Raw genomic sequence first — 25,932 nt, forward strand, 5'->3', positions numbered from 1 at the left:
GCGGGTACAGTGATGGCGAGCGTTGCTTGCATCGGCGAATGCATGGTCGAGCTCCGGCAGGCCCAGGGTGGACAGTCCGCTGGACAGTCCAGCGGGCATGGCCAGGGCGGCGGCCTGTATTCGCGCGGCTTCGGTGGCGACACCCTCAACACGGCGGTGTATCTGGCGCGGCTCGAGGTCAAGGTCGACTATCTCACCGCGCTCGGCGATGATGCCCTGAGCGACGAGATGATCGCGGCCTGGAATGCGGAGGGCGTCGGGACCCGCCGCGTCTCCCGGCTGCCGGGCAAGCTGCCCGGCCTCTACATGATCCAGACGGATGCGAAGGGCGAGCGCCAGTTCTTCCACTGGCGCGACAGTGCGGCGGCGCGCCAATTGATGAGCCTGCCGGAGACGGACGAGCTGCTCAATTCGCTGATGAGCTACGACATCGTCTATCTCTCGGCGATCACGCTCTCGATCTACGATGCGCCCGGGCGCGAGCGCCTGTTCGCGGCGATCAAGCGCGCGCGCCTGCTCGGCACCCGCTTTGTGTTCGACACCAATTTCCGCGCGCGGGGATGGCCGGACCGCGATGTCGCCCGCGACGTCTTTGCCGCGGCGTTTGCGACCGCCGACATCGTGCTGGCCTCGACCGAGGATCTGCTCGCGCTCTATCCCGGCGAGAGCCAGGACCAGCTGATCGCACGTATCCCGAGCCCCGAGCTGGTGTTCCGTCTCGCCGAGCCCGTCAGCCTGTTGCGCTTTCCCGGCGGCGCCAGCGAAGTCCGCGCCGAGCCCATGACAAAACCGGTCGTTGACACCACAGCGGCGGGCGACAGCTTTGCCGCGGCCTATATCGCGGCCCGGCTCGGCGGCTCCGATCCGGTCGAGGCGGCCCAGGCCGGGCACCGCCTCGCCAGCCTCGTGATCTGCTATCCCGGCGCCATCATTCCGGGCTATGCCATGCCGCCCAAGAAGCGGCACCGGCCGGCGACCACGCGTCAAGCGACCAAGTGAAACGAAAGCCAAGATGACCACGACTGCCCAACAGAACCACCTCGTCGCGCTGTTCAAGGCCGCGACCGTCATTCCTGTCCTCACCATCGAGCGGATCCAGGATGCCGTGCCGCTGGCGAAAGCGCTGGTTGCCGGAGGCGTTCGCACGCTGGAGGTGACCATGCGCACCCCCGTTGCGATCGAGGCGGCGCGGGCGATGATGGCCGAGGTGCCCGAGGCGGTCGTCGGCATCGGCACGATCCTCAAGCCGGCCGATTTCGTCCGCGTCGAGAAGCTCGGCGTCGCGTTCGGCATCAGCCCGGGCCTGACCCCCGATCTCCTGAAGGTCGCCGCCGACAGCTCCTTGCCGTTCGCCCCGGGCATCGCCACCGCGTCCGAGCTGATGATGGCGCTGTCCTACGGCCTCGACGTCGCAAAATTCTTCCCGGCCGAGCAGGCCGGCGGCATCAAGGGCCTGCGCGCGCTGGCCGGGCCGTTCCCGAACGTGCGGTTCTGCCCGACCGGCGGTGTGGGCGAGGCCAATGCGGCGACCTGGCTAGCCGAGCCCAACGTGGTCGCGGTCGGCGGTTCCTGGCTGTGCCCGACGGCGGAGATCAAGGCAGGGAACTGGGCCGGCATAACTGCCATCTGCCAGCGTACCCTCAAGGCCCTGAAAGCCACGTGAAGTCTTGCGGTCGGTGGGCTAAGACTTAGGTCAGTAAGAGACCCCAGGGAGATGACCATGACCGCCAGCATCGTCGGATGGGCGCATACGCCGTTCGGCAAGTTCGACACCGAAACCGTCGAAAGCCTCGTCACCCGCGTGGCCAATGAGGCGATTGCCGATGCCGGCATTTCCGCGTCCGACGTCGATGAGATCGTGCTCGGCCATTTCAACGCCGGCTTCTCGCCGCAGGATTTTACCGCGTCGCTGGTGCTCCAGGCCGACCCGAAGCTGCGCTTCAAGCCCACGACCCGCGTCGAGAACGCCTGCGCTACCGGCTCCGCCGCGGTCCATCAGGGCCTGCGTGCGATTGACGCAGGCGCGGCCAGGATTGTGCTCGTCGTCGGCGTCGAGCAGATGACCCGCACGCCGGGGCCCGAGATCGGCAAGAACCTGCTCAAGGCCTCGTACCTGCCGGAAGACGGCGACACCGTCGGCGGCTTTGCCGGCGTGTTCGGCAAGATCGCCAGCTCCTATTTCCAGAAATACGGCGACCAGTCCGATGCGTTGGCGCTGATCGCGGCCAAGAACCACAAGAACGGCGTCGCCAATCCCTTCGCCCAGATGCGCAAGGACTTTGGCTTCGAGTTCTGCCGCGCCGAGAGCGAGAAGAACCCTTACGTCGCGGGTCCCCTGAAGCGCACCGACTGCTCGCTGGTCTCCGACGGCGCCGCGGCGCTGGTGCTGGCCGACGCCGAGACCGCCAAGGGCATGAGCAAGTCGATCGGCTTCCGCGCCACCGCGCACGCCCAGGACTTCCTGCCGATGTCCAAGCGCGACATCCTCCAGTTCGAGGGCTGCACGGTCGCCTGGCAGCGCGCGCTGGAGAAGGCGGGCGTTGCGCTCACCGATCTCTCCTTCGTCGAGACCCATGACTGCTTCACCGTCGCCGAGCTGATCGAGTACGAAGCGATGGGCCTGACGCCGAAGGGGCAGGGTGCCCGCGCCATCAAGGAAGGCTGGACGCTCAAGGACGGCAAGCTGCCGGTCAATCCGTCCGGCGGCCTGAAGGCCAAGGGCCACCCGATCGGCGCCACCGGCGTCTCCATGCACGTGATGACCGCGATGCAGCTCGCCGGTCAGGCGCCCGAGGGCATGCAGCTCAAGAACGCCAAGCTTGGCGGCATCTTCAACATGGGCGGCGCAGCGGTTGCGAATTACGTTTCCGTGCTGGAGCCGCTGAAGTAATCTCTCGTAGGGTGGGCAAAGGCGCGTTTGCGCCGTGCCCACCTTTTTGTTGCGCTAGATCATGGTGGGCACGCCACGCTTTGCCCATCCTGCGGCTCTTCATTGATTGGCAGGGAATGCATCATGGGCAATGACTACGAAGACTCGCTGTCGATAGACGCACTCAACGATCGCATCGCGATCCTCGAGGACAATATCCGGCAGCTCATCGAGCAGGCCGCTGCCGCCTCCGGCGAGCAGAACGAGTCGCGGATCGCCGACCGGATCAACCAGCAGAACGATGAGCTCGACCGTCTCATCAAGATCCGCGAATCCCGCCAGAAGAAATAGCGGGCCTGCGCATACGGCCATACCCCGGCCGCCCTTGCGCGCGCGGCGTCACTGCCCTTAGCTGGACCGAAATCGCAGGGCCAAGTTGAGCCCGCGCAATCGGGAGCGAACGGATGGGGCCGCTGAAGGGCATCAAGGTCGTGGATATGACCACCGTGCTGATGGGGCCCTATGCGACCCAGATGCTCGGCGACTACGGTGCCGACGTGATCAAGGTGGAATCGCTCGACGGCGACGTCACCCGCCTGATCGGCCCGACGCGCCATGCCGGCATGGGCCCGGTGTTCCTCAACACCAACCGCAGTAAGCGCTCGATCTGCCTCGATCTGAAGAAGCTCGCTGGCCGCGATGCCGTGCTGCGGCTGCTGAAGAACGCCGACGTTCTCGTCTACAACGTCCGCCCGCAGGCGATGGCGCGGCTTCAGCTCGGCTACGACGTCGTCTCCGCAATCAACCCGCGCCTCGTCTATGCCGGCGTGTTCGGCTTCGGCCAGGACGGGCCTTATGCGGCAAAGCCCGCCTATGACGATTTGATCCAGGGCGCGACCGCGCTCCCCGCCCTGATGGCGCAGACCGGTGACGGCGTGCCGCGCTATGTGCCCAATGCGCTGGTCGACCGCACCGTCGGTCTCACTGCGGTCGGCGCGATCTGCGCCAGCCTCGTGCATCGGGATCGCACCGGCCGCGGCCAGCGCGTCGACATCCCGATGTTCGAGACCATGGCCGGCTTCGTCATGGGCGACCACATGGGCGGGCTCACCTATGAGCCGCCGCTCGACAAGGGCGGCTATGCCCGCCACCTCTCGCGCGACCGCCGGCCGTACAAGACATCGGACGGCTATCTCAGCGTCATCGTCTACAACGACAAGCAGTGGGAGAACTTCTTCAAGGCAACGAGCCGCGACGATCTGCGCGCCGATCCCAAATTCGCGACCTTCGCCGGCCGTGCCGCCAATATCGACGTCGTCTATGCCGAGCTCGCGCGCATCTTCGAGACCCGCACCACGGCCGAGTGGATCGATTTGCTGACCAAGGCCGACGTGCCTGTCATGCCGATGCACGACCTCGCGTCGATCCTGCACGACGAGCATCTGGAAGCCACCGGCTTCTTCCCGGTCGTGAACCATCCGACCGAAGGCCCGATCCGCAGCATGAAGGTGACGGCGACCTGGTCAGAGACCGAGGCGGAGCCGGTGCGACTCGCGCCGCGGCTCAACGAGCACGGCGCGGAGATTCTGCGTGAGGTCGGCTACTCCCCGGACGAGATCGCCGCCATGGTCCGCGATGGCGTAACGCGTTCGCCGCCGGAGTAGGGAGATGATAGCAACTCTCTCATCCGTCATTCCGGGGCGCGACGAAGTCGCGAGCCCGGAATCCATAACCACCTTCGTGAGTATGGATTCCGGGCTCGCGCCTAAAGAAGGCGCGCCCCGGAATGACGACGGAGATATATTCGAATGAGCTTCATCACCGGCGTCGGCCTCACACCCTACGGCAAGCACGAAGGCTCATCCTCGCTCGACTTGATGAGCCGGGCCGCGCAAGCCGCGCTCGACGATGCCGGGCTGAAGCGTTCGGACATCGACGGCATCCTCTGCGGCTACTCCACCGTCTCGCCGCACATCATGCTGGCGACGGTGTTTGCCGAGCATTTTGGCATCCGCCCGTCTTACGCGCATGCCGTGCAGGTCGGCGGCGCGACGGGCCTTGCTATGACGATGCTGGCCCATCATCTCGTCGAGGCGGGCGTCGCGCGCAACGTCCTCGTCGTTGCCGGCGAGAACCGGCTCACGGGGCAGAGCCGCGACGCTTCGATCCAGGCTTTGGCACAGGTCGGTCATGCCGACTATGAGGTGCCGCTCGGTCCGACCATTCCGGCCTATTACGGCCTGGTCGCCACCCGCTACATGCACGAATACGGCGTGACGGAAGAGGACCTCGCCGAATTCGCCGTGCTGATGCGCGCGCACGCCTGCACCCATCCCGGCGCACAATTCCACGATCCCATCACGGTCGCCGATGTCATGGCGTCCAAGCCGGTGGCAATGCCGCTCAAGCTGCTGGACTGCTGCCCGGTGTCAGACGGCGGCGCGGCCTTCGTCATCAGCCGTGAGCGGACCGGCGAGGCCGGCGTGCGCATCCGTGGCTGCGCCCAGGCGCATACCCATCAGCACGTGACGGCCGCGCCCGCGCTCAGCGAGCTCGGTGCTGAAATCTCCATCGCCCGCGCCAAGGAGGCCACCGGCCTTGCGATCTCCGACGTGCGCTACGCCGCGATCTACGACAGCTTTACGATCACGCTCGCCATGCTGCTGGAAGACCTCGGCCTTGCCGGCCGCGGCGAGGCGGCTGCGCGCGTGCGCGCCGGCCATTTCAGCCGCGACGGCGCGATGCCGCTCAACACCCATGGCGGCCTGCTCAGCTATGGCCATTGCGGCGTCGGCGGCGCCATGGCGCATTTGGTCGAGGCGCATTTGCAGATGACGGGGCGGGCGGCTAGCCGCCAGGTGCGCGATGCCTCGATCGCGCTGCTGCACGGCGACGGCGGCGTGCTGTCGTCCCACGTGAGCATGTTTCTGGAGCGCGTGCGATGAGCGAACGAATCGCGGACTGGACCAAGGGTGAGCAGGCCATCACCTTTCAGACCTGCGGCGCATGCGGCCATGTGCAGTATTTCCATCGCGCCTTCTGCGCGGCCTGTGGCGCGCCCGATCCGCGCGATGCGCGCGCCAGCGGCAAGGGCAGGGTCTATGCGACCTCGTTGGTCTGCCGCGCTGCCACGCCCGAGACCCGGGCGCACGTGCCCTACAACATCCTGCTGGTCGATTGCGCCGAGGGCTTTCGCATGATGGCGCACGGCGAGGCGAATCTAGCTATCGGCGATGAGGTCACCGCGAGCTTCCCGACGTTCGCCGGCAAGCTCGTGCCGTTTTTCAGCAAAGGGAAATAGTAGGATTCGTCATTCGGGGGCGGTCCAAGGGACCGAGCCTGGAACGGGATTCTGAGCCTGGCTTGTGCGAGAGCCACCCCGGAATGACGAAAACACTCTACGCAACTCTTGCTAACGCCCGTAGAACAATATGCTGGCGATGACGAGCATCGCCGTCACCGCCAGCATATGCGCGAGCGCTCCCGAGGCCGCCCCCTTGGTGGCTTCCTTCATGCCTTTTTCTCCCTAGACTTGGGCGTGACTCATCGTTGCGCGGCTAGCGCACCCGACGGTCAATTGTTTTTTACTCGGAACACCCCTTGCGAGTATTCACCGTGATTTGTCCCCACGCGGCGAATATCGACTGTGCCAAGGTCGATCAGCAATGCGGCGGCATTTTGACTCGATGATGTTGCTGTTGCGGTCACCCCAGAATACAGTTTCGTGGAACTCTCGCCGCTAACGACAAAAAGCATCAAAGGCCGAGGGAAATCTTCAGGGAAATCTTCAGGTAAATCATGGCCCGTATCAACTACAGCGACCCGATCAAGGCGTCCGACCGCACCCGCGAAATTCTCGATAAGAACCGCAACGCCAACATCTTCCGCATGATGGCGCACTCGCCGAGCTACTTTGAGCAATATTGCCGGCTCGGCGGAGCCATCCGCCACAAGGGTGAGCTCGATCCCATCGTGCGCGAGCTCGCGATCACCCGCACCGGCATTTTGTGCGAGGCGCCGTATGAGATCGTCGCGCACAAGCGCATCGGCAAGAATGTCGGCGTCACCGACGAGCAGAACGAAGCGCTGGAGAATTGGCAGGCCGCGGCCTGCTTCAATGAGGTGCAGCGCGCCGCACTTGCGTTCACCGACGAGATCGTGAAGCTGAAGAAGCCGACGGATGCGACGTTCAAGGCGATCGCATCGAAGCTGACACCGGCCGCGCTGGTCGAGCTCCAGCTTTCGGTCGGCTTCTACATCATGACGTCGAAATTTCTGGAGACTTTTGAGATCGATCTCCAGCCCGTCACGGAAGTGGTGGGCTGATCCAAAAACTATGGCGAGGTTTGCCGATGACGATCGATGAATACGCGGTCTGGGCCGCGAGCATTGCGAAAGTCGATGAGCATCCGTCCAACGAGCGGCTGTCCTATCTCGGTCTCGGCCTCGCCGGCGAATCCGGCGAGGTCGCCGACCACATCAAGAAGCTGCTGCGCGATGACTGGCTCGACAAGGCTGGCCTCGTCGATGAGCTCGGCGACGTCATCTACTACTGGGCTTGCCTGTGCGCTGCGACCGGCCAGCAGCCGTCCGAATTGCTCAAGGCGAGCGCTGCCAAGATCAAGCGACGGCTTGGCGAGGCAGCGAGCCGCTAGGCCACTTACGTCGACGTCAGAATATCGACCTTGGCATTGGCGACGATCAGGCGGTCGGCGAGCAGCTGCGCAAGGTTGCGCATGACGCGCTCGCTGGCGCGCGGGTGCTGCTTGCGGAAGCGCTCGAAATCCTTCAGCGGCACCTCGAATGCGGTCGCCGCCATGTCCGCGAAAACATCGGCCGAACGCGTCGGCTCCAGCAGCGCCATCTCGCCGAAGGCCATGCCGGCGGTCAGCGTCGCCAGCCGTACGCCGTCGGGCAGGGTGACATGCACGGCGCCGCTGCGCAGGAAGAACAGGGACTCGGCGGGGGCGCCTGTCGTGATGATCTTCGCCCCGGATGGAAAGGTCCGGATCGTGCAGATCGAGGCGAGGTCGGTCAGCTCTTCCTCGCTCATGCCTGATAGCAGCGGCTGTTCGGCAAGCTCGGTGGTCTCGTGGAAATCGATCGAGCCTCCGTAGCGGTAGACGATCTGGTCTTCGGCCCATTCGATCGCGGTGTCGAGCAAATAGAAGTCGCGAACGTTCTTCAGCTCCGCCGTCCATTCCCGCAGGCTGTCCCATTCCCTCGACGCACGCCGGACCCCCGACAGTACGACGGTCACATTCAGCGCCGCCAGCTCCTCGAACGCCTCGGCCACGAGCCGTGCCCCGGCGCGGGTGGTGGAGGTGACGCGGTGGAGATCGAAGATCACGATTTGCGGCCGGGGCTGTCCGGCCAGCCGGCGCGAGACATAGTCCACGGCCGACAGCGACAGCGTGCCGACCAGCTCGATGACCCGCACCTCCTGCTCGTGCGCGGCCAGAATCTCGCGCTCCTGCGGCCGGCGCACGCGCCGCGACGGGCTCTTGCCGATGTCGTAGTCGGCGATGACGGCGTTGCGCGCGTCGTCGCTGCGGTTGAGCATGTGCAGGTCGTAATGCGAGGACAGTGCCTCGCAGACCTTGATGCCGCGCACGCTGTTGCCGTGCTTGTCGAGCTTGGGCGAATAGCTGCCTAGGCCGAGGCGGGCAGGGAGTGCGGCCAGAATGCCGCCGCCGACGCCGCTCTTGGCCGGAATGCCGATCCGGTAGATCCACTCGCCGGCGTAGTCGTACATGCCCGACGACGTCATCACCGACAGCGTGCGCGAGATCGCGTAGGGCGTCAGCACCTGTTCGCCCGTCACGGGATTGACGCCGCGGTTGGCGAGCGTTGCCGCCATCACGGCGATGTCGCGCGCCGTGACCAGCACCGCGCATTGCCGGAAATAGACGTCGAGCACGCCTGCGACATTGTCCGAGATCACCGCATTGGTCTTGAGGAGGTAGCCGATGGCGCGGTTGCGGTCGCCGGTCTGGCTCTCCGAGCTGTAAACGGCCTCGTCCACCGCGAGATCGCGCCCCGCAAAACGGCTGAGCGCAAGCCGGATCTGCTCGAAGGCTTCCGGGCCCTTGCTGTCATAGATAAGCCCGGTGCAGGCGATCGCGCCGGCATTGACCATCGGGTTGAACGGATGGTTCTCGGAATTGAGCCGGATCGAGTTGAAGGGATCGCCCGAAGGCTCGACGCCGATCGCGCTCTCGACGCGGCCGGCGCCCAGGAGGTCCAGCGCCAGCGCGAACACGAACGGCTTTGACATCGACTGGATGGTGAAGGGCACCCGGCTGTCGCCGACCTCGTAGACGTGGCCGTCCAGGGTCGCGAGGCTGATGCCAAAATGGGCAGGATCGGCCTTGCTCAGCTCAGGGATGTAGTCGGCGACGTGGCCTGCGGTCTCGGCCGAGAATTCGTTGAGACAATTGCCCAGAAACCGCAGCAAGGGCGGCTTCGAGCGGGTCCAGGCGGAGGCGGCAGGCGATTGGGGTGTCATCGCCTGTCTTTGTGCAACGCAATCAGGGCACGCGCAACCCGTCCGGCACCACGGCCTGCCGCCGGACCAGCAGCAGGGCGATCAAAACCGTGGGCACGAGGATCGCGAGGCCCAGCAGCGTGACCTGCATTTGCGACAGCGGCATGATTCCGCCGCCCGGGGTGGCCACGACAAAACCGCCGATCACCAGCAGCACCCGCAAAGGCCACTCCAGCATCCCGGCGCCGCGCAGGTCGCCGACGAAAGGCTGGTAGCCCTGGATGCCGCCGCAGATGAACAGCGTCCCGAACGCAGCGAGCGCCATCAGGCCGAGGCCGGCGAGATACGGACTTGGTCCCTGCAGCACCAGCGCCGGGTTGAGCACGAAGAAGAACGGGATGAAATAGATGATGCTGCCGACCCACATCGATTCCCAGCCGGTCTTCATCGCCGGCGAGCCGGCAATGCCCGCGGCGGCGAACGAGGCGATCGCTACCGGCGGCGTGATCGACGACAGCATGCCCCAGTAGAAGATGAACATGTGCACGGCCATCTTGTTCAGCCCAAGCTTCTCCAGCGCGGGCGCGACCAGGATGGCGAGGAAGATGTAGCAGGCCGTCGTCGTCAGCCCTAGACCGAGAATGAGGCTGGTGAGAGCGCACATGCCGAGCAGCAGGAACGGATTGTCCCCGGCAATGTGCAGGAGGTCGTTGGCGAGGCTCGACACCACGCCGGTCATCGAGAACGCCCCGATCAAGAGGCCGCAGCCGGCGAGGATGCCGACCAGCTCGACGAAGGTGCGGCCGTTGACCTCCAGGAACTTGCCGATCGTGCCGAGCGTCCAGCGCGTGTCCTTGGAGAAGAGCTGGTTGAGCACGAGCAGCAGCGCGGTGGCGTAGAACGGCGCATGGCTCTCGCGCTTGAAGTAGAGCAGCATCACGATCAGGAGCGCGATCACGAAGACGTAGTACCAGCCGTCCCTGATCGTATCCATGATCCGCGGCAGCTCGGCGCGCGGAATGCCTTTCAGCCCGTGGCGCGCAGCATAGGAGTCGACCTGCATGAACAGGCCGATGTAATAGAGCGCTGCGGGAATGATCGCGGCGATCGCGACGTCGGCATAGCTGACATTGAGGAACTGCGCGATCACGAAGGCGGTTGCGCCCATCACCGGCGGCGCCAGTACCGCGCCGGTCGAGGCGCAGGCCTCGATCGCGCCGGCATAGGAGGCGCGGAAGCCGCTTTTCTTCATGACAGGAATGGTCATGGTGCCGGCGGTCAGCACGTTGGAGATGATCGAGCCCGACATCATGCCGAGCAGCCCGCTGGCAAAGATGCAGACTTTCGCCGCGCCGCCGCGAAACGTGCCACAGAGCGCGAAGGCGAGGTTAATGAAGAATTTGCCGGCGCCGGTCATCATCAGCGCGGTGCCGAACACGAGGAAGCCGATCACGGTGTCGGCGAAGGCCTGGATGGGAATGCCGAGCAGGCTCTCGCCCGACAGCACGTGATAGGCGGTCGCCTGTTCCAGCGTCGATTGCGTGCCGCGGAACGGCCCGAGCCAGCTGGATTCGGCGAATAGCGGATAGACCGTGAAGGGGAGCACACTCAACAGCAGGCTCCAGCCGCCGGTGCGGCGCAGCGCCTCCATCAGCATCACCCACATCACGAGACCTGCGGCGATCACGGTGTTGGGCGCGCCACCGAATTCCCAGCCGGCCTCCGCCGCCTTGCGCACGTTCGACATCAGCAGCAGCGCGGCCGCGAAGGTCACGACGAAGCAGACGAGATCGTACCAGGGAATGCGGTCGAGCGGCGCGCGCTCCGTGCCCGGGAAGATCAGGAACGTGAACGGTAGCATCAGGGCGATCAGGAGATAAAAGTACTCGGTGTTGAGCTGGGTGTAGCCGATGAAGAAGCGCAGCGAGAATTGCTGGTTGATGCAGAGCAGGATGGTCGCCGCCGTCGCGGCCACCAGCGTCCAGCGCCAGGCGCCGCGAAGCGTGCGGACGCGCGTCACCTCTGCTTCCTGCATGTTGCCGGCGGCGCCGTGCGGATCGTCGAACACGACCCGCTTGGCCTCGTCTTGCGGGGCGGTGGAGACTGAAGCAGACATGATCGACCCCGTGCGCGGGCTATAAACCGCTGTGGACTAGTCCTCGAATCCGTTCGGCATGCCGGCTTTCGCAAGCGCTGCTGCACGTGCCTTCATCCAGCCGTCGAGGAACGCCTTGTCATCCGCCGGCGGACTGGACTTGCCGTACTCGGTCCACGCCGCGCCAAGCACCTCCTGCCGCTTGATCAGCTTGTTGTTGTGCGCCTCCTGCGCATCGCTCCATTGCCCGGCCTCCTTCAGCGCCTTCACTGCGCCGGGATGCACCGGCACCACCCAGTTCTTGGTCTGCCGGTCGGAGGCGAGCCCGCCGGCGCCCGGTGCGGAGTCCTTGTAGGCGTCGTAGTTCGTGATCATCGCCTTGGTCATCGCATAGACTTGGTCGGCCGGTTGCGAGGCATAGGCGACGAAGATCGGGTAGGGGTAGTTGCCGAGCTCGATCGGCTTGTCCGGCGTGATGCCGGCGCCGCAGGTCGCGGTCTGCGGGAAGAAGAACGAGCCGACCTTCTGCATCCGCGCCCAGCCTTCCTTGTCCTTGGCGGGCAGTGGCGGCCAGACCAGGCCGCGCGGCGAGGTCTCGGCTTCCTTGGCGGGACCGGTGATGGTGGTGCCGAAGGCGGCGTCGGTGTCGTTGTTGATCAGGCCTTTCCACATCGCGCCGTAGCTCGCGAACTCGACGACCTTGACGTCCTTCTGCGTCAGGCCTGCGAAGGCGAGCACCGCGAGCGAGTTCTGGTTCAGCGCGGGCGAGCCGACCACGAAGCCGACGCGCTTGCCTTTCAGGTCTTTCAGATCTTTCACGCCGCTATCGGCTGCGACCCCAAGCGAACCGCAATTGCAATCGACACTCGAGAGCATGATCTGGAGCGGCTGCGGGCCCCATTCCTTCGAGCCGAACTCGAACACGCCTTCCTGCGCGAAATAGGTGCCTGATCCCATCGCGGACGACGCCGCGCGCTTGGCGCGCAGTGGTGCAAGGCGCGCGACGTCGTTGCCTGCGGGCAGCACGCGCACATCGGTGCCGTATTTGTCCTTCATCATCTTGCCGACGCCGACCGCGATGTTGAAGCCGGCGGTGCCGGTGTCATAGGCGGTGAACGTCAATGTCGCCGGCAGCTTGACGTCTTCGGCGACTGCATAGCGTGTAGACGCAAAAGAAATGCCCGCAACCAAGGCAGGCGCAAGCATGGTCAGCCCACGAAGCATGTTTCCCTCCAATGATCCTCGCGTTTGCCGCGAAGAGTTTCATTCTTTGTTTGAAACAGATTTTTGTTTGAAACGGATCATGTCATCGCGATCGAGCGATGGCAACGCCGTCCCGCGTACGCGAAGCATCGGTCTGACACATTGTCGCGGTGATGTGGCGATTGCGAAATGCTCGGCCCATGGTTCGAGACGCGCCGCAAGCGGCGCTCCTCACCATGAGGTCTTCGATTTGGCTGCAAAAACAGACCTCATCCTGAGGAGCCCGCGAATGCAGGCGTCTCGAAGGATGGCCACAAAAAGAAAAGATTGCGCAACCATGGCCAGGACGTATCCGCATTTAACTTGCGACGATCGCGATCGCTTGTCCTTCCGCGACGACATCGTCGAGCTTGACGAGCAGCGATTTGATCGTGCCGCTCGCGGGCGAGGGCACCGGTATCTCCATCTTCATGGCTTCGACGACTACAACGTCGTCGCCATCAGCAACGGTTCCTCCAACTTGCACGGGAGTTGCGCAGATGCGACCCGCGACCTCCGTGACGATCTTAATTTCTGGCATGCCATCGCCTTTTTGTTGTCGTCGCAAAATGCCTGAGGTAGCGTCGTCTGCAAGTGGAATTTAATTCCGCAGAGCGGAACGAACGGTAGGGAACATGGGACGACGATCGGAGCGGTTAAGCAGGCAAGGTGCGCTCGCTGGCGATGCCGGCGAGGGTGATGTCATCCAGGTGGTGTCGCGCGCGTTCGACGTGTTGCGATGCTTCGAGGGCCATGAGGCGCGGCTCGGCAATCTCGAGATTTCAAATCGCTGCGGCCTGCCGCGCTCGACGGTGTCGCGGCTCACGCACACGCTGACGCGGATGGGGCAACTCGTGTACCTGCCGCGCGACCAGAAGTATCGCATCGGTCCGAGCGCGGTGGCGATGAGCGCCTCGATGATGAAGGGCGCGCAGCTGCGCAGCATGATCCGGCAGCGGCTCCAGGAAGTCGCCGAGCAATTGCCAGGCACCGTAGGCTTCGTCGTCCCCGATCGCTTCCATCTGGTCTATCTCCAGTTCGCGCGCTCGGCGACTGCGCTCGGTCTGCATGAGGGGACCGGCAGCCGCATCTCGATGGCCTCGACGGCCGCGGGTGCGGCCTACACCGCGGCGCTGGCGCCGGAGGTCGGCGACACCTTCATCGCGGACATGGAGCGGGAAGCTCCCGAGGCTGCAAAAATCCTGAGGCCGCGCATCGAGGCCAACCGGCAGTCGCTGCACGAGCGCGGCTATGTCGTGGCCTGCGGCCTGTGGAGCCCGCACATCAACGGGCTCGCGGTGCCGATCTGGTCGCCGCAGTACCAGACCTTCGTCGTCATCACGATCGGCCTGCTGTCGTCGATGTATGACGAGCAGCGCCTGCATGCCGAAGTAGCCCCGCTGATGCTTGCGCTCGGCCGTTCGCTCGGCAGCCTGATGGAGGGCGCGGAAGGCGACGTCTTCAACAACCGCATCCCGCGCAAACCGGTCGCAATGGCCGTGCATAACAATAACAAGCCGATCAACTCGGGGGGCGTGAATGAACTGGAAGCCGGAACTCGACGAGCTAGCCCGGCGCGAAGCCTTCGCGCAGGAGATGGGCGGCGTTGACAAGGTCAAGCGTCAGCATGACCAGGGCCGACTGACTGTTCGGGAGCGTATCGACAGACTGACCGACAAGGGCAGCTTTCACGAGATCGGTGCCGTCTCCGGCATCGGCGAATACGATTCCAGCGGCGAGCTGCAGAAATTGACGCCGGCGAACTGCGTGTTTGGCCGTGCGCGCGTCGACGGCCGCACGGTCGTGGTGGTCGGCGACGATTTCACGGTCCGCGGCGGCTCGGCCGATGCGTCGATTTCGGCCAAGCCGTTGATGGCGGAGGAGATGGCGCATGACTTCCGTCTGCCCATCGTCCGCATCATCGAGGGCTCCGGCGGCGGCGGCTCGGTCAAGACCATCGAGACCAAGGGCGCGGCCAATCTGCCGGGCGGCATCGGCGGCACCCGCTGGTACCGCTTCACGACGGAGAATTTGTCGCGCGTGCCGGTCGTCGCGCTCGGTCTCGGCTCGGTCGCTGGCCTCGGCGCGGCGCGCCTGGCCGCCAGCCACTATTCCATCATGACGCGGAAGTCCGCGATGTTCGTTGCGGGGCCGCCGGTGGTGAAGGCGCTCGGGCAGGACCTCTCGAAGGAGGAACTCGGCGGCGCCGACATCCAGACTCGCGCCGGCGCGGTCGATCACGCCGTCGATACGGAAGAAGAGGCGTTCGCCTGCGCGCGGCGCTTCCTCTCTTATCTGCCGTCATCGGTCTACGAGCTGCCGCCGACCTTGCCCTGCACCGACAATCCGGAGCGCAGCGAGGAGGCGTTGATCAATGCGGTGCCGCGCAACCGCAAGCAGGTCTACAAGATGCGGCCGATCGTCGAGCAGGTCGTCGACAAGGGGTCGTTTTTCGAGGTCGCCAAGAATTTCGGCAAGCCAATCATCGTAGGTCTCGCCCGGCTCGAGGGCAGGGCGGTGATGGTGCTTGCGAGCGACAGCTTCCACTATGGCGGCTCGTGGACTGCGGATGCGTGCCAGAAGGTGGTGCGCTGGGTCGACTTCGCCGAAACCTTCCACCTGCCGATCGTCTATCTCATGGACTGCCCGGGCTTCATGATCGGCCTCGATGCCGAGAAGGCGGCCACCATCCGCCACGGCGTCCGCGCCATGGCCGCGGTCAACCAGACCACCGTGCCCTGGTGCACCGTGATCCTGCGCAACGCCTTCGGTGTCGCCGGCGTGGTGCATCAGCCGGCGGACCGCTTCTCGATCCGCTACGCCTGGCCCTCGGCCTATTGGGGCTCGCTCCCGCTCGAAGGCGGCATCGAAGCCGCCTATCGCGCCGACATCGATGCGGCCGAGGACAAGGCAGGCAAGCTGAGGGAGATCGAGGAACGTCTCAACAAGCTGCGCTCGCCGTTCCGCTCGGCCGAAAAATTCTGGGTGGAGGAGATCATCGATCCCCGGAAGACAAGGTCGCTGCTGTGCGAGTTCGCAAGGCTGGCCGAGCCGTTGCGGAAGGCGGGGCCGCCGGAGAACTTTTCGATCAGGCCGTGAGGCGCGACCGAGCTGACCGGGCATCCATCACAGCCGCAGCACCTTGCCCGGATTCATGATGTTCTGCGGATCGAGCGCGCGCTTGATGGTGCGCATGATGTCGAGCTCGGTCTTCGTGCGGTAGTGGCTGAGCTCGTCGAGCTTGTCGATACCGATGCCGTGCTCCGCCGAGATCGAGCCGCCCATAGAGGTGATGAGATCGTTCACGGCCCGCGTGATGGCGGACGAATATTGGGTCAGCGTCTGCTGATCCATGCCTTTGGGGCCCATGAACGAGAAATGCAGATTGCCGTCGCCGATGTGCCCCAAAGGATAGGGGCGAATGGTCGGGAGAATGTCGAGCACGGCCTTGAGCCCCTGGTCGATGAACTCGGGAATCCTGGAGATGGCCACCGACACGTCGTAGCTCAGTCCCGGCCCCTCGGCACGGGAGGCCTCGGCGACGCTTTCCCGGATGCGCCACATGTTGCGCGATTGATTTCCGGTGTGCGCGATCGCCGCGTTGAGCACGCGGCCGGCCTCGAGCTGATCGGCGAGAAACTGCTCCAGCTTCTCGGTCATGCCCTCGGTCCCGTCCTGTCGGGCCCGCGAGGACGACCATTCAAGCAGGAGGTACCATGGCGTGTCCGCCTTGAGAGGATCCTGGGTGCCGGGGATATGGCGCAGCACCATGTCGATGGCGCTGCGGCTCATCAGCTCGCAGGAGCCGACATTGTCCCCTGATGCCGCATGGGCTTCGGACAGGATCTCCAGCGCCGCGCGCGGATCGCGGATCGCCAGCCAGGCCGTGCAGACGTCCTTCGGCGCCGGCCATAGCTTGAGGACGGCCTTCGTGATGATGCCCAGCGTTCCCTCGGCGCCCATGAAAAGGTGCTTGAGGTCGTAGCCCGTGTTGTCCTTCTTGAGCGCACGCAGTCCGTCCCAGACGTCCCCGTTGGCCAGCACGACTTCGAGCCCCAAGACGAGATTGCGGGCATTGCCATAGCGCAGCACCTGCACGCCGCCGGCGTTCGTCGAGAGATTGCCGCCGATCATGCACGAGCCCTGGGCGCCAAGGCTGAGCGGCAGGAACCTGTCGTGACGGCTTGCGGTCTCCTGAAGCGTCTGGAGAACGCAGCCGGCCTCGACCGTCATCGCGTAACCGACGGCATCGACGTCCAGCACGCGGTTCATGCGGCCGAGCGACAACACGATGCCGGTGTGCGCGGGCCAGGGCGTGGCTCCACCCATCAGACCGGTGTTGCCACCCTGCGGCACGATCGCGACGCCGTGCTCGTGGCAAAGCCGGACGACTTTCGAGACTTCCTCGGTACTGCCAGGACGAACGACGGCGCCCGCGCCGCCAACCAGCGATCCGCGCCAGTCCGTCACGTATGGTTGCTTGCCGTGCTCGTCCTCGATCAGGCCCTTCTCGCCGACGATCGCGCGCAACGCATCGCGCATCCGGGCGGTCAAAGGAGCGGTCGGGATGGTGGGGTGGGACGACGGGAAGGCAGCCGGCATTTTGTTTCCCCTGGCGCATCTTGGTGTGCACTGCGCACGTGACGTGCGGGGGCATTCTCCACGTTTGCGGCGGGGAGTCTAATGGCAATATGTCTCGAAGCGGGGCACCGTGGACGAACGCGTCGAGCAGGTGCCCGTCACGGACGGCGCTTGGTCTCGGCCGAGCGGGATTCTAGTGGATGATCTGGTTCAGGAAACCCTTCGCCCGTTCCGTGCGCGGAGCCCGGAAGAATGTCTCCGGATCCGCCTCCTCCACGATGCTTCCGCGATCCATGAAGACGACCCGGTCGGCGACCTCGCGGGCGAATCCCATCTCGTGCGTCACGCAGACCATCGTCATTCCATCTCTCGCCAGCTCGACCATGGTGTCCAGCACTTCCTTGACCATCTCGGGGTCGAGAGCGGACGTGGGTTCGTCGAACAGCATGATCTTGGGCTGCATGCACAGCGCCCGCGCGATGGCGACGCGTTGCTGCTGACCACCCGACAATTGTGCGGGATACTTGTCCGCCTGATCCTGGATGCGGACCTTCCGCAGCAGGCCGAGTGCGCGATCGCGCGCTTCCGCTTGCGAGATGCCGCGAACCTTGATCGGAGCCAGCATGCAGTTCTCGGCGACCGTGAGGTGCGGAAAGAGGTTGAAGCTCTGAAAGACCATCCCGACCTCGCAGCGCACGCTGTTGATGTCGGCCATGCGGTTGCTCAATTCGACACCGTCGACGACGATCCTGCCGCCGTCGTGTTTCTCGATATGGTTGATGCACCGGATGAGCGTCGACTTGCCGGAGCCCGAAGGTCCGCACAGGACGATTTTCTCGCCCTTGCCGACCCTGAGATTGACGTCGTTCAGCGCATTGAATGCGCCGAATCGCTTCATCACGTTCTCGACGAGGACGATTGCACTTGGCTGCGTGGCATTGCTGACAGTCGCTTGAGGCATGTTCGTCTCCCGAATACGAGGCCGTTTGGTATCCCGATGATCATCGTGCCGTGGCAAGGCCATATCGCTTGCGAAGGGTGGCGACGCACTGGGAGGCCACCGAGCTGATGACGAGGTAGGCCACCGCGACGACGAGGTACATCTCGACGAGACGTCCATTGAGCTGTGCGAGCTTGGAAGCTGCGCCCAGAAGATCCGTCAACGACAGCACGTAAACGAGAGACGTGTCCTGAAACAGGATGATCGTCTGGCTCAGGATGATCGGGCTCGCCACGCGAAGGACTTGCGGCAGAACGACATGGCGGTAGGTGTCGTAGGTCGACAGTGCGAGCGCCTGGCAGGCCTCGAACTGCCCCTTGTTCACGGCCCGCAGTCCGACGCGGATGATCTCGGAGTAGTAGGCGGCTTCAAACAAGCCAAAGGTGATGAACGCCGTGTAGGTCGCCCCGATCGGAATCGGGCGGCCGTTGCCGCTCAGGTGCCCAAGCACGATCGGCACCAGGAAGAAGAACCAGAAGAGGACAAGGATCAACGGGATCGACCGGATGATCGCAACGTAGCCGCGGACGATCTGGGCGAACACCGGGACCTCGAAGTGCTGTACCAGCGCAAGACAGGTTCCGAGGACCATGCCGATGGCGAATGCGGCCGCCGTGAGCGAAAGCGAGAAGAGCAGGCCCGACCAGAGATAAGGCGACGACTGCGCGACGATCGAGAAATCGAGGGTATTCATTTCACGGTCTCCATCGCGCCAGGCAGAGCGCTGCCTTGCTGCATGTCGGCGGCGAGATTCTGCCCAGCTGCGAGCTTCACCGGGGTGCTACCCGGAATCCTGACGGCCTTGTCGATGAACGTCATGATCTGATACGCAACCAGCGCCAGGCAAAGATAGATGATCGTCGCCGCGCCGAATGCCGAGAATGTCTGGAACGTTGCCTCGCTGATCTGGCGCGCCTGTGCGGTTAGCTCCATCAAGCCGATCGTGAGTGCGACGGACGTGTTCTTGTATATTCCCATCACCTCGCTGGTGAGGCTAGGCACGATCAGGCGCAGGGCCTGCGGCACGACGACGTAGCGATAGGTGAGGTAGCCGCTGAGGCCGAGAGCGTTGGCGGCCTCAATCTGCCCTTTCGGAAGCGCTTCGATGCCGGCCCGGACCTGCTCGGCTATTCGAGACGCCGTGTAGAGTCCCAGGCAAAGGAGTGCCGGGAAGAACGATGCCCAAGGCGGCGGCATCTGCTTGATGGCATTTCCGAGCGCGGCCGGCACCACCTCCGGGAAAACGAAGTACCAGAGGAACATCTGCACCAGGACAGGGATGTTTCGGAATATCTCGACGTAGAGCCGGGCCGGAATCGAGACGAAACGATTCTGGACCGTGCGGCCCACGCCGACGCACACGCCGATGCCGAAGGCGATCCACCAGCCGAAGAAGGCGAGAGCCAGGGTCCAACCGAGACCCGACAGAAGCCAGTCGATATAGCGCTGGCCGTCTGCCGCCTGTTCAAAAAGCACTCCGAACATCGCGAGCCTCCAGGTTGCAGGTGCGGACGAGGATGACCTTCCGAGACGATCAGCTCCGTCGATCAGTCGACGGCATCGCTGGGATGTGCGATCCGCTCCATCAATTCGTCGGTGAGCGGGAATGCGAGGTTCTCACCCTTGGGCGGGATCGGCCTGGTGAACCATTTCGCGTAGGTCTTCTCGAATTGGCCGGATGCCATCTGCTTGGAGAGAACGTCGTCGACGAGCCTCTTGAAGCCGGCGTCGCCCTTGGTGAACATCAGCCCATAGTAGATCTTCGCGTAACCCTCGGAAAGGAACAGGAGCGCGTCCGGATTCGGCGCCGCAGCCTTGAGTCCGGCAAGCAGGATATCGTCCTCCATGAAGGCGACGGCACGGCCGGTGTTCAGCATGAGGAAGGACTCCGCGTGGTCCTTGGCCTGGACGATGTTGAGCCCGAGCTGCTCCTTGGCGTTGACGCTCTGCGCGAAACCCACCGCGTTGGAGCCTTGCGTGACGACAACCGTCTTGCCTTTCAGCTCGCCTGCGGTCTTCACGCCACTGGCGGCCTTGACGAGCCAGCGCGGCTGGCTGACGAACGTTGCGACCGAGAACGAGACCTGTTCCTGCCGCTTCTTGTCGTTGGCGGTGCCGCCGCATTCGATGTCGACAGTCCCGCTCTGGATCAGGGGAATCCGGTTCGACGAGTTCACCGGCGTGTAGTTGACCTTCAGGCTGGGCAATTTCAGCTCATCCTTGATGCGATCGACGATCGCCGCGCAGAGATCGAGCGAGAAGCCGATCGGCTTCTGATCCGGCCCGAGGTACGAGAACGGTATCGAAGCCTCACGGTAGCCGATCGTGATCGCGCCGCTGGATTTGATCTTGTCGAGCGTCGGGCTGTCGGCTGCCGCGGACGGGCTTGCGTCGATAGCCAGGAGCGCCGGGAGAAGTCCCAATATCTGAACGAGCTTCTTCATGGTTCTTGCCTTCCCATCGTTTGTCAAACTCAAGCTGCGACGGACGGGCGTCCGAGCCCTCGCCGACGGATGACGTCGATCAGGCGATCGATGTCGGTGGCGGTGTTGAACATGCCGAGCGAGACGCGAATGCCATCTCGTTCGGGCGACACGCGCACGCCGTTCTCCTCGAAATGGCCGAGCCAGTCTGCCGCGGGCAGCGCGATGACGTAGATGTGCGGAGCGCGATGCTTGCGCTCGCGCGGGCCAACGAGGCGGACGCCCAGCTCGTCCAGACGTGCAATCAGGTGATCGCCGAGATCGAAACAGTGGTTCTGGATGTTCTGCACCCCGATCTGCTCGATCATGTCGAGCGAAGCACCGAGGGCGTGGACTGCGGGCAGATTGAAGTTGCCCAGCTCGAAGCGCTTGGCGGCCGGCGAGGGCGCCATCCTGTCGGCACGCGCGATGAGGTCATCCGGAATCTCGGCGAGGCTCGCCGCGGCCAGATACGTCGGCTCGAGCTCCGTGAGGGATTTGTCCCAGGTGAGCAGGCCGAGCCCTTGCGGAACCAGCAATCCCTTGTGGCTGCCGGAGCCGATGAAGCTTGCGCCAGTCGCCTTCGCGTCAACAGGCACGACGCCGATCGCCTGCATCACGTCCACCACGAAGTAGAGTTTCCTGCTGGCGCACATCGCGCCGACGCTCTCGATGTCGAAGCGGTGACCGGCGTGGAAGGTCACGTGCGACATCGAGATCGCGCGCGTTCTTTCGTCGATGAAGGGCGCAAAGCTGTCGGCATCGACGACGTCGGTCATCGGGATGAAGCGGACCTCGACGCCTTTCCGTTGCAGATTGAGGAACGCGTAGGCGTTGTTCGGATGATCGCCGTGGATCATCAGAACGTTGTCGCCGGCGTGCAGCGGCAGTACGTTTGCCGCAATGTTCATGCTTTCCGACGTGTTTTTCGTGAAGGCAATCTCATCCGCCGTCACACCGAGAAAGCGGGCGACCTTGGCACGGGTCTGCTCGACCCGATCGAGCCAGATGCTCTTCGGACCGGCTGTCTCGAAGCCCTCGCGAAGGAAAAGCTCGATCGCGGCCTTCACGGGACGCGCGAGCGGCGTTTGAAACCCGGAGTCCAGATAGACCATCCGTTCGACGGCGGGGAATTCCTTCCTCACAGCGTCCACGTCGTAATGACGAGACATGCACATCTCCTGTTGAGCGCGCCGGCAGAACTTGGCCCCTAGCCAAGCGGCGGAGCGCGATTTTCGGAACGGCGAGACCGCACTGCACAATTTCTGGTCAATCACCGGTGACGCCAAGAATATGAGCTTTCAGGATTTCGACAATTAATTTTGTCGAATTTCAATAGATTTTATTCCGAAAAATGATAATAATGCGCTTTGATCTTGATTTCACTCCCAGTTTTGGCCGGTGGGGACATGACGAAGCGAATTGAGAAGGAAGGACCCTTGGACCGTGCTTTCGCGATCGTTCGGCATGTTGCCGACCAACGCAAAGCCGTCTCAGCTGCGGAGGTCGCAAAGGCTCTTTCGCTGCCGCTTCCAACGGCACACAGGTTGATCGGAAACCTCGAAGACCGCGGACTGCTTCAGAAGGCGTTGGGTACCAGGCGGTACGTTGTGGGCAACCAGCTCGTCACTCTGTCCGCCACCGTCATCGGCGCTGCATTTCGCACCGCGCGGCGGCACGCGGTGCTTCGGGCGGTCGCGGGAGAAATCGGCGAACAGTGCGAGATCGGCGTCGTACGCGACAACGTCGTTGCCTATGTCGACAGCGTTCGCGTTTCGGAGCCGCAAGGTCTTCAGTTCAATCCGGGAGAAGCGGCGCCGTTACACTGCACGTCGACCGGAAAGATCTATATGAGCAGACTGCCCGAGCGGATCCGGGCGAAGCTGTGCCGCGCGCTACCCCTGACCAAATTCACCGAAACGACGATCGTCGATGTCCACGCGCTGATGAAGGTTCTCGAGGAGACGCGACAACGCGGCTGGGCCAAGACAAACGAAGAGTACGTCAAGGGGGTGGTGGGGTGCGCCGTCCCCATTCTGTCACCGGATCGAGAACTGATTGCCTGCCTGGGTGTCTCCGTGCCGGTGGCGCGCGTGAGCTTCGCCGAACTGGACCGGTTCATCGCGCCGCTTCAAAAGGCTGCCGCCCTGCTGTCGGAGACCATTCTGCAAGTCGAAGGCGACGATGACGCGGATGCCAATTGATGGCCACCACGGGCGAGCATGTCACTGCCGCCGGTTTCTGCGGCGGCAGTGACGTTGATGCTCAACGCTTGATGATCAACGCTTGATGATCAACGCTTGATGATCAACGCTTGGGGAGCGACGCCATCACCTCGCCCGCGTCTCCGTCCTCGAGGCAAGGCGTGACGGTCAACGGGAGCAGGTCAGACCATTGCGCGAGCCAGCGATACATGGCTTTCGGATCGCTCGATTCAGAGATCGCAAATCCCTGTCCGTTCATGCCATGCCAGCGGCCCAACATCTTGACGCCCTCGGGCGGTGCGCCGCCGGTCTCGAGAAAGCGGGCGACGGCTGCATTGAAAGTGCCTTGAGGTACGCTCCAGGTGGTTATGAATTTCATGCGATTCTCCCATGACTAGAATTATCGGATGAATGTCGCGGCATGCGCCGCATGCGCACGATAGCGCCTGCCTATCGAATGACAACGGCGAAAGAACGCGCGCGTCGGTTTGATCCCTCCTGCTTCCGCCGCAAGCGCTGCTATGGACGCAAGACCGCTACTTGCCGTCATTCCAGATGTCGGTGGCGAGCTTCCAGTCGTCTCCGACCTTCTCCCAGACGACAACATACTTTCCGGTCACCTCCTGCGGTGTCGATCCCTTGGTCTTCAGGACGAACGTGCCGATCTCGCGTGCTGCGAAGGAGCCGAGCGGTTTGACATCCACCGTTGTGAGCTTCGGATCGGTCACCTGTTCAGCCATGCTTTTCCACATCACCTCGATGGCTGGCCGGCCCTTCGCCATCGCGGAGCCGGGCGGGAGCGCGATCGCATCGGCGCTGTAGAGGGACGCAATCCCGGAAAAATCTCCCTTGTTGAACATCTCGATCCATTTCGCATTGGTTGCTTCAATCTCGGCCTTCTGAGCCAAGGCCGGCGCGCTCAACGAGATCGCGATTGCAATCGCCGATGCAATGTTGCGCATGATCATCTCCTGGCTCAATGCACGATGCGGATGCAGGGGCAGTCGTCTTGTTCTCGGATTGGATGCGTTGAATGGTCCATCCCAGACCGGCGCACGCGCAACGGCAATTCCGGGGAATTACCGTCAGCACCATTGACGAGGGTCGCTGCGGAGTGAAAAGGCTGCCCCTCGGCGTCTGTGCCATAGCCACCGTTGACCAGCTGACCGTGCCTGCTGTGCGGTGATGCTGCGCAGCCCGCTAGCCGCGCCGACATCGACGCGGCCTGCGGCCGCTCACGGCCACCTCCGGACGCGACGGAGGCGGCGCCGACTAGCGCCGGCGTAAAGGCCGTATCGACCTCACCGGAGGCTGCTTACCCCTCAATCTCTGCGATCGCGTTTAACCGACGTTAATGATGTCCTCTCGATATGGAACATCCCACTCCGTTGCACTCCCTGTTTGTGGATTGCCCGTAAGTGTTGATTAAGAAGGCCATATCCATATTCCAGCCTGCGATTGGCGGCCGACCGGCAGCGGTAATCCCACCGGTTGCCCCGATCAAAAGACTTTAGGAATTGCTCTCTGCCGCCACGACGGCAATCAGGATGAAGGTCATGCTCCGCCGGGTAGTGCTCCGTTTCGCAAGAGACCGGAAGGCCAACATCGCCGTTATCTTCGCCCTCACGATGGTCCCGATCGTCTTTCTCCTGGGTATGACGCTCGACTACACGCAGGCCGTCCGCAAGCGGGAGCAACTGAACGCAGCCGCCGACGCGGCCGCGATCGCAGCCGTGCGGCCGGCGATGCTGACGCAGACCGACAAGACGGTCGTCCAGGCGACCGCCGCAGCCGTCTTTGCAGCGAAGGCGAATCTTCCCGGTCTGACGGCGACGCCGACGCCGACCATCACTGTCACGGATTCCGGTCTCGCGCGAACCATCACGGTTTCCTACACCGCGCAGTCCGTCAACAATTTCCCCAGCGTTCTCGGCAAGCAGACCTGGGACGTCGCCGGTTCCGCGACGGCAAAGGCGTCGAGCGCGCCTAACATGAATTTCTATCTGCTGCTGGACGACTCGCCGTCAATGGCGATCGCGGCGACGCAGGCCGACATCACCAACATGATTGCGTTCACGAAGAACCAGCCCAGCTACGCGAAGAATTGCGGGTTCGCCTGCCATGAGACGCGTCCCAACAACGCAACTGCCAGCTCGACGAACAAGGACAATCTCACCGTCGCACGCGCAAACAACATCACACTGCGCATCGATCTCGTGACCAACGCCGTTACGCAATTGCTGAAGGGACCCTGGACGTGCCCGCAGGCGGGTGTGACGGGCGGCGTCATGCAGTGCATGTCGGCGCTCAACAACACAACCTACAGGGCCGCCATCTACACCTTCGACTATGCCCTCAACACGATCCAGACGCTGACCACCCCGGACACTGCCGCCACGAAGATCACCAACATTCAGCTCCTGACGGTCGACCACCAGAACTGCCCCATTGTCGATAGCAGGGGCAACTGCACCTACACCACCGACTACGGCACGGATATCTCGAAGGGGCTGACGGACGTCAACGCCGTGATGCCTCTGCCGGGCACTGGCACCAATCAGGCGGGCGATACGCCGCAGGAGGTGGTCTTCCTCGTCACCGACGGCGTGGAGGACAAGCTCATCCCGAAGTCGGGGGGCACCTGCGACGCCAATGCCACCTATGCGCTTCCGGTGGCCAACTCGACGACCTTGCGATGCCAGCAACCGCTCGACACGGCGATCTGCACGACGATCAAGAATCGCGGTATTCGCATTGCCGTCCTCTACACCGAGTATCTGCCGCTGCCGACCGAAAGCTGGTACAACACCCGCATCGCCCAGTTCAACAATCCGACCTCGTCGACCGGTACGATCGCGACACGGCTGCAATCGTGCGCGTCGCCCGGCCTGTATGCGAGCGTGCAGACAGGTGGCGACATTTCCGCGGCGCTGACCAACCTCTTCATCAAGGTTGCGTCCAGCACGGCCAGCCTCGTGCAGTAGGGAAGGGG

25 protein-coding genes are annotated in these 25,932 nt (G+C 63.8%); 13 read left to right on the plus strand and 12 right to left on the minus strand.

The features are described from left to right. The first annotated feature begins 12 nt into the window (after positions 1–12). From ACKWRH_RS18080 to ACKWRH_RS18120, 9 genes are all read left to right on the plus strand, one after another. Complete coding sequence (locus ACKWRH_RS18080) at positions 13–999, plus strand: sugar kinase (protein WP_445221683.1); 987 nt, start codon at positions 13–15, stop codon at positions 997–999. Positions 1,000–1,012: 13 nt separating this feature from the next. Beyond that, positions 1,013–1,663 (plus strand): bifunctional 4-hydroxy-2-oxoglutarate aldolase/2-dehydro-3-deoxy-phosphogluconate aldolase, encoded by a 651-nt coding sequence (gene eda / locus ACKWRH_RS18085; protein WP_445221684.1) that lies wholly within the window; start codon positions 1,013–1,015, stop codon positions 1,661–1,663. Positions 1,664–1,720: 57 nt separating this feature from the next. Beyond that, positions 1,721–2,890, plus strand: a complete 1,170-nt coding sequence (locus ACKWRH_RS18090; RefSeq protein WP_028169791.1) for an acetyl-CoA acetyltransferase — start codon at positions 1,721–1,723, stop codon at positions 2,888–2,890. 123 nt (positions 2,891–3,013) lie between these two features. Next, on the plus strand, positions 3,014–3,220 hold the full coding sequence (locus ACKWRH_RS18095; RefSeq protein ID WP_014495977.1) for a hypothetical protein: 207 nt from the start codon (positions 3,014–3,016) through the stop codon (positions 3,218–3,220). Positions 3,221–3,333: 113 nt separating this feature from the next. After that, positions 3,334–4,533 carry a CaiB/BaiF CoA transferase family protein gene (locus ACKWRH_RS18100; RefSeq protein ID WP_445221685.1) on the plus strand — a complete coding sequence of 400 codons (1,200 nt, stop codon included), beginning with the start codon at positions 3,334–3,336 and terminating at the stop codon, positions 4,531–4,533. 144 nt (positions 4,534–4,677) lie between these two features. Then, positions 4,678–5,814: a thiolase family protein gene (locus tag ACKWRH_RS18105; protein WP_445221686.1), complete on the plus strand. Its 1,137-nt coding sequence runs from the start codon at positions 4,678–4,680 to the stop codon at positions 5,812–5,814. Beyond that, the gene (locus ACKWRH_RS18110) at positions 5,811–6,170 is read left to right on the plus strand and encodes a Zn-ribbon domain-containing OB-fold protein (RefSeq protein ID WP_445221687.1); all 360 of its coding nucleotides are present in this window, start codon (positions 5,811–5,813) and stop codon (positions 6,168–6,170) included. The genes ACKWRH_RS18105 and ACKWRH_RS18110 overlap by 4 nt, the downstream gene beginning before the upstream one ends. 497 nt (positions 6,171–6,667) lie before the next feature. Then, positions 6,668–7,195 carry a carboxymuconolactone decarboxylase family protein gene (locus ACKWRH_RS18115; RefSeq protein WP_282518104.1) on the plus strand — a complete coding sequence of 176 codons (528 nt, stop codon included), beginning with the start codon at positions 6,668–6,670 and terminating at the stop codon, positions 7,193–7,195. Positions 7,196–7,221: 26 nt separating this feature from the next. Then, entirely contained in the window at positions 7,222–7,524 is a 303-nt protein-coding gene (locus tag ACKWRH_RS18120; protein ID WP_445221688.1) for a nucleoside triphosphate pyrophosphohydrolase family protein, read from the plus strand. A 5-nt stretch (positions 7,525–7,529) separates the two neighbouring features. Here the strand turns inward: ACKWRH_RS18120 and glsA are convergent, their stop codons facing one another. The 4 genes from glsA to ACKWRH_RS18140 form a co-directional block, all read right to left on the minus strand. Then, positions 7,530–9,377 (minus strand): glutaminase A, encoded by a 1,848-nt coding sequence (gene glsA / locus ACKWRH_RS18125; protein WP_445221689.1) that lies wholly within the window; start codon positions 9,375–9,377, stop codon positions 7,530–7,532. A 22-nt stretch (positions 9,378–9,399) separates the two neighbouring features. Next, positions 9,400–11,472, minus strand: a complete 2,073-nt coding sequence (locus ACKWRH_RS18130) for a TRAP transporter permease (protein WP_445221690.1) — start codon at positions 11,470–11,472, stop codon at positions 9,400–9,402. A gap of 36 nt (positions 11,473–11,508) precedes the next feature. Next, positions 11,509–12,675, minus strand: coding sequence for a TAXI family TRAP transporter solute-binding subunit (locus tag ACKWRH_RS18135; RefSeq protein ID WP_445221691.1), 1,167 nt, complete (start codon positions 12,673–12,675; stop codon positions 11,509–11,511). Positions 12,676–13,012: 337 nt separating this feature from the next. Continuing rightward, on the minus strand, positions 13,013–13,234 hold the full coding sequence (locus tag ACKWRH_RS18140; protein ID WP_445221692.1) for an acetyl-CoA carboxylase biotin carboxyl carrier protein subunit: 222 nt from the start codon (positions 13,232–13,234) through the stop codon (positions 13,013–13,015). Between the two features lie 94 nt (positions 13,235–13,328). Here ACKWRH_RS18140 and ACKWRH_RS18145 point away from each other — a divergent pair, with 94 nt between their 5' ends. Both ACKWRH_RS18145 and ACKWRH_RS18150 read left to right on the plus strand, forming a co-directional pair. After that, positions 13,329–14,303, plus strand: a complete 975-nt coding sequence (locus tag ACKWRH_RS18145; RefSeq protein ID WP_445221693.1) for an IclR family transcriptional regulator — start codon at positions 13,329–13,331, stop codon at positions 14,301–14,303. Continuing rightward, entirely contained in the window at positions 14,233–15,792 is a 1,560-nt protein-coding gene (locus tag ACKWRH_RS18150) for an acyl-CoA carboxylase subunit beta (protein ID WP_445221694.1), read from the plus strand. The genes ACKWRH_RS18145 and ACKWRH_RS18150 overlap by 71 nt, the downstream gene beginning before the upstream one ends. Positions 15,793–15,819: 27 nt before the next feature. On the opposite strand, the gene ACKWRH_RS18155 is transcribed toward ACKWRH_RS18150, so the two are convergent. The 6 genes from ACKWRH_RS18155 to ACKWRH_RS18180 all read right to left on the minus strand — a co-directional run bounded on the left by ACKWRH_RS18155 (position 15,820) and on the right by ACKWRH_RS18180 (position 21,908). Further along, on the minus strand, positions 15,820–17,295 hold the full coding sequence (locus tag ACKWRH_RS18155) for an FAD-binding oxidoreductase (protein WP_445221695.1): 1,476 nt from the start codon (positions 17,293–17,295) through the stop codon (positions 15,820–15,822). A gap of 172 nt (positions 17,296–17,467) precedes the next feature. Further along, positions 17,468–18,235: an amino acid ABC transporter ATP-binding protein gene (locus ACKWRH_RS18160; protein WP_166095239.1), complete on the minus strand. Its 768-nt coding sequence runs from the start codon at positions 18,233–18,235 to the stop codon at positions 17,468–17,470. A gap of 40 nt (positions 18,236–18,275) precedes the next feature. Further along, positions 18,276–18,968 (minus strand): amino acid ABC transporter permease, encoded by a 693-nt coding sequence (locus ACKWRH_RS18165; RefSeq protein ID WP_445221696.1) that lies wholly within the window; start codon positions 18,966–18,968, stop codon positions 18,276–18,278. Further along, positions 18,965–19,759, minus strand: a complete 795-nt coding sequence (locus tag ACKWRH_RS18170) for an amino acid ABC transporter permease (RefSeq protein ID WP_445221697.1) — start codon at positions 19,757–19,759, stop codon at positions 18,965–18,967. The genes ACKWRH_RS18165 and ACKWRH_RS18170 overlap by 4 nt, the downstream gene beginning before the upstream one ends. A gap of 62 nt (positions 19,760–19,821) precedes the next feature. Then, positions 19,822–20,718: an amino acid ABC transporter substrate-binding protein gene (locus ACKWRH_RS18175; RefSeq protein ID WP_445221698.1), complete on the minus strand. Its 897-nt coding sequence runs from the start codon at positions 20,716–20,718 to the stop codon at positions 19,822–19,824. A gap of 29 nt (positions 20,719–20,747) precedes the next feature. Then, positions 20,748–21,908: an aminotransferase class V-fold PLP-dependent enzyme gene (locus ACKWRH_RS18180; protein WP_445221699.1), complete on the minus strand. Its 1,161-nt coding sequence runs from the start codon at positions 21,906–21,908 to the stop codon at positions 20,748–20,750. A gap of 237 nt (positions 21,909–22,145) precedes the next feature. On the opposite strand from ACKWRH_RS18180, the gene ACKWRH_RS18185 reads away from it, so the two are divergent. Further along, complete coding sequence (locus ACKWRH_RS18185; protein ID WP_445221700.1) at positions 22,146–22,940, plus strand: IclR family transcriptional regulator; 795 nt, start codon at positions 22,146–22,148, stop codon at positions 22,938–22,940. A 103-nt stretch (positions 22,941–23,043) separates the two neighbouring features. Here ACKWRH_RS18185 and ACKWRH_RS18190 read toward each other — a convergent pair whose 3' ends face one another. Together ACKWRH_RS18190 and ACKWRH_RS18195 are read right to left on the minus strand one after the other, a co-directional pair. Further along, positions 23,044–23,319: a DUF3303 domain-containing protein gene (locus ACKWRH_RS18190; protein WP_018319867.1), complete on the minus strand. Its 276-nt coding sequence runs from the start codon at positions 23,317–23,319 to the stop codon at positions 23,044–23,046. Positions 23,320–23,476: 157 nt separating this feature from the next. Next, positions 23,477–23,902, minus strand: coding sequence for a YybH family protein (locus tag ACKWRH_RS18195; protein WP_445221701.1), 426 nt, complete (start codon positions 23,900–23,902; stop codon positions 23,477–23,479). 594 nt (positions 23,903–24,496) lie between these two features. On the opposite strand from ACKWRH_RS18195, the gene ACKWRH_RS18200 reads away from it, so the two are divergent. Beyond that, positions 24,497–25,924, plus strand: coding sequence for a TadE/TadG family type IV pilus assembly protein (locus ACKWRH_RS18200; protein ID WP_445221702.1), 1,428 nt, complete (start codon positions 24,497–24,499; stop codon positions 25,922–25,924). The last annotated feature ends 8 nt before the right edge of the window (positions 25,925–25,932 follow it).

The organism is Bradyrhizobium sp. Pa8 (assembly GCF_052588265.1).

Coding starts and splice junctions, on each gene's coding strand:
- ACKWRH_RS18080 (WP_445221683.1), top strand. CDS start 13: ATGGCGAGCGTTGCTTGCATCGGCGAATGCATGGTCGAGCTCCGGCAG.
- eda (WP_445221684.1), top strand. CDS start 1,013: ATGACCACGACTGCCCAACAGAACCACCTCGTCGCGCTGTTCAAGGCC.
- ACKWRH_RS18090 (WP_028169791.1), top strand. CDS start 1,721: ATGACCGCCAGCATCGTCGGATGGGCGCATACGCCGTTCGGCAAGTTC.
- ACKWRH_RS18095 (WP_014495977.1), top strand. CDS start 3,014: ATGGGCAATGACTACGAAGACTCGCTGTCGATAGACGCACTCAACGAT.
- ACKWRH_RS18100 (WP_445221685.1), top strand. CDS start 3,334: ATGGGGCCGCTGAAGGGCATCAAGGTCGTGGATATGACCACCGTGCTG.
- ACKWRH_RS18105 (WP_445221686.1), top strand. CDS start 4,678: ATGAGCTTCATCACCGGCGTCGGCCTCACACCCTACGGCAAGCACGAA.
- ACKWRH_RS18110 (WP_445221687.1), top strand. CDS start 5,811: ATGAGCGAACGAATCGCGGACTGGACCAAGGGTGAGCAGGCCATCACC.
- ACKWRH_RS18115 (WP_282518104.1), top strand. CDS start 6,668: ATGGCCCGTATCAACTACAGCGACCCGATCAAGGCGTCCGACCGCACC.
- ACKWRH_RS18120 (WP_445221688.1), top strand. CDS start 7,222: ATGACGATCGATGAATACGCGGTCTGGGCCGCGAGCATTGCGAAAGTC.
- glsA (WP_445221689.1), bottom strand. CDS start 9,377: ATGACACCCCAATCGCCTGCCGCCTCCGCCTGGACCCGCTCGAAGCCG.
- ACKWRH_RS18130 (WP_445221690.1), bottom strand. CDS start 11,472: ATGTCTGCTTCAGTCTCCACCGCCCCGCAAGACGAGGCCAAGCGGGTC.
- ACKWRH_RS18135 (WP_445221691.1), bottom strand. CDS start 12,675: ATGCTTCGTGGGCTGACCATGCTTGCGCCTGCCTTGGTTGCGGGCATT.
- ACKWRH_RS18140 (WP_445221692.1), bottom strand. CDS start 13,234: ATGCCAGAAATTAAGATCGTCACGGAGGTCGCGGGTCGCATCTGCGCA.
- ACKWRH_RS18145 (WP_445221693.1), top strand. CDS start 13,329: ATGGGACGACGATCGGAGCGGTTAAGCAGGCAAGGTGCGCTCGCTGGC.
- ACKWRH_RS18150 (WP_445221694.1), top strand. CDS start 14,233: ATGAACTGGAAGCCGGAACTCGACGAGCTAGCCCGGCGCGAAGCCTTC.
- ACKWRH_RS18155 (WP_445221695.1), bottom strand. CDS start 17,295: ATGCCGGCTGCCTTCCCGTCGTCCCACCCCACCATCCCGACCGCTCCT.
- ACKWRH_RS18160 (WP_166095239.1), bottom strand. CDS start 18,235: ATGCCTCAAGCGACTGTCAGCAATGCCACGCAGCCAAGTGCAATCGTC.
- ACKWRH_RS18165 (WP_445221696.1), bottom strand. CDS start 18,968: ATGAATACCCTCGATTTCTCGATCGTCGCGCAGTCGTCGCCTTATCTC.
- ACKWRH_RS18170 (WP_445221697.1), bottom strand. CDS start 19,759: ATGTTCGGAGTGCTTTTTGAACAGGCGGCAGACGGCCAGCGCTATATC.
- ACKWRH_RS18175 (WP_445221698.1), bottom strand. CDS start 20,718: ATGAAGAAGCTCGTTCAGATATTGGGACTTCTCCCGGCGCTCCTGGCT.
- ACKWRH_RS18180 (WP_445221699.1), bottom strand. CDS start 21,908: ATGTCTCGTCATTACGACGTGGACGCTGTGAGGAAGGAATTCCCCGCC.
- ACKWRH_RS18185 (WP_445221700.1), top strand. CDS start 22,146: ATGACGAAGCGAATTGAGAAGGAAGGACCCTTGGACCGTGCTTTCGCG.
- ACKWRH_RS18190 (WP_018319867.1), bottom strand. CDS start 23,319: ATGAAATTCATAACCACCTGGAGCGTACCTCAAGGCACTTTCAATGCA.
- ACKWRH_RS18195 (WP_445221701.1), bottom strand. CDS start 23,902: ATGCGCAACATTGCATCGGCGATTGCAATCGCGATCTCGTTGAGCGCG.
- ACKWRH_RS18200 (WP_445221702.1), top strand. CDS start 24,497: ATGCTCCGCCGGGTAGTGCTCCGTTTCGCAAGAGACCGGAAGGCCAAC.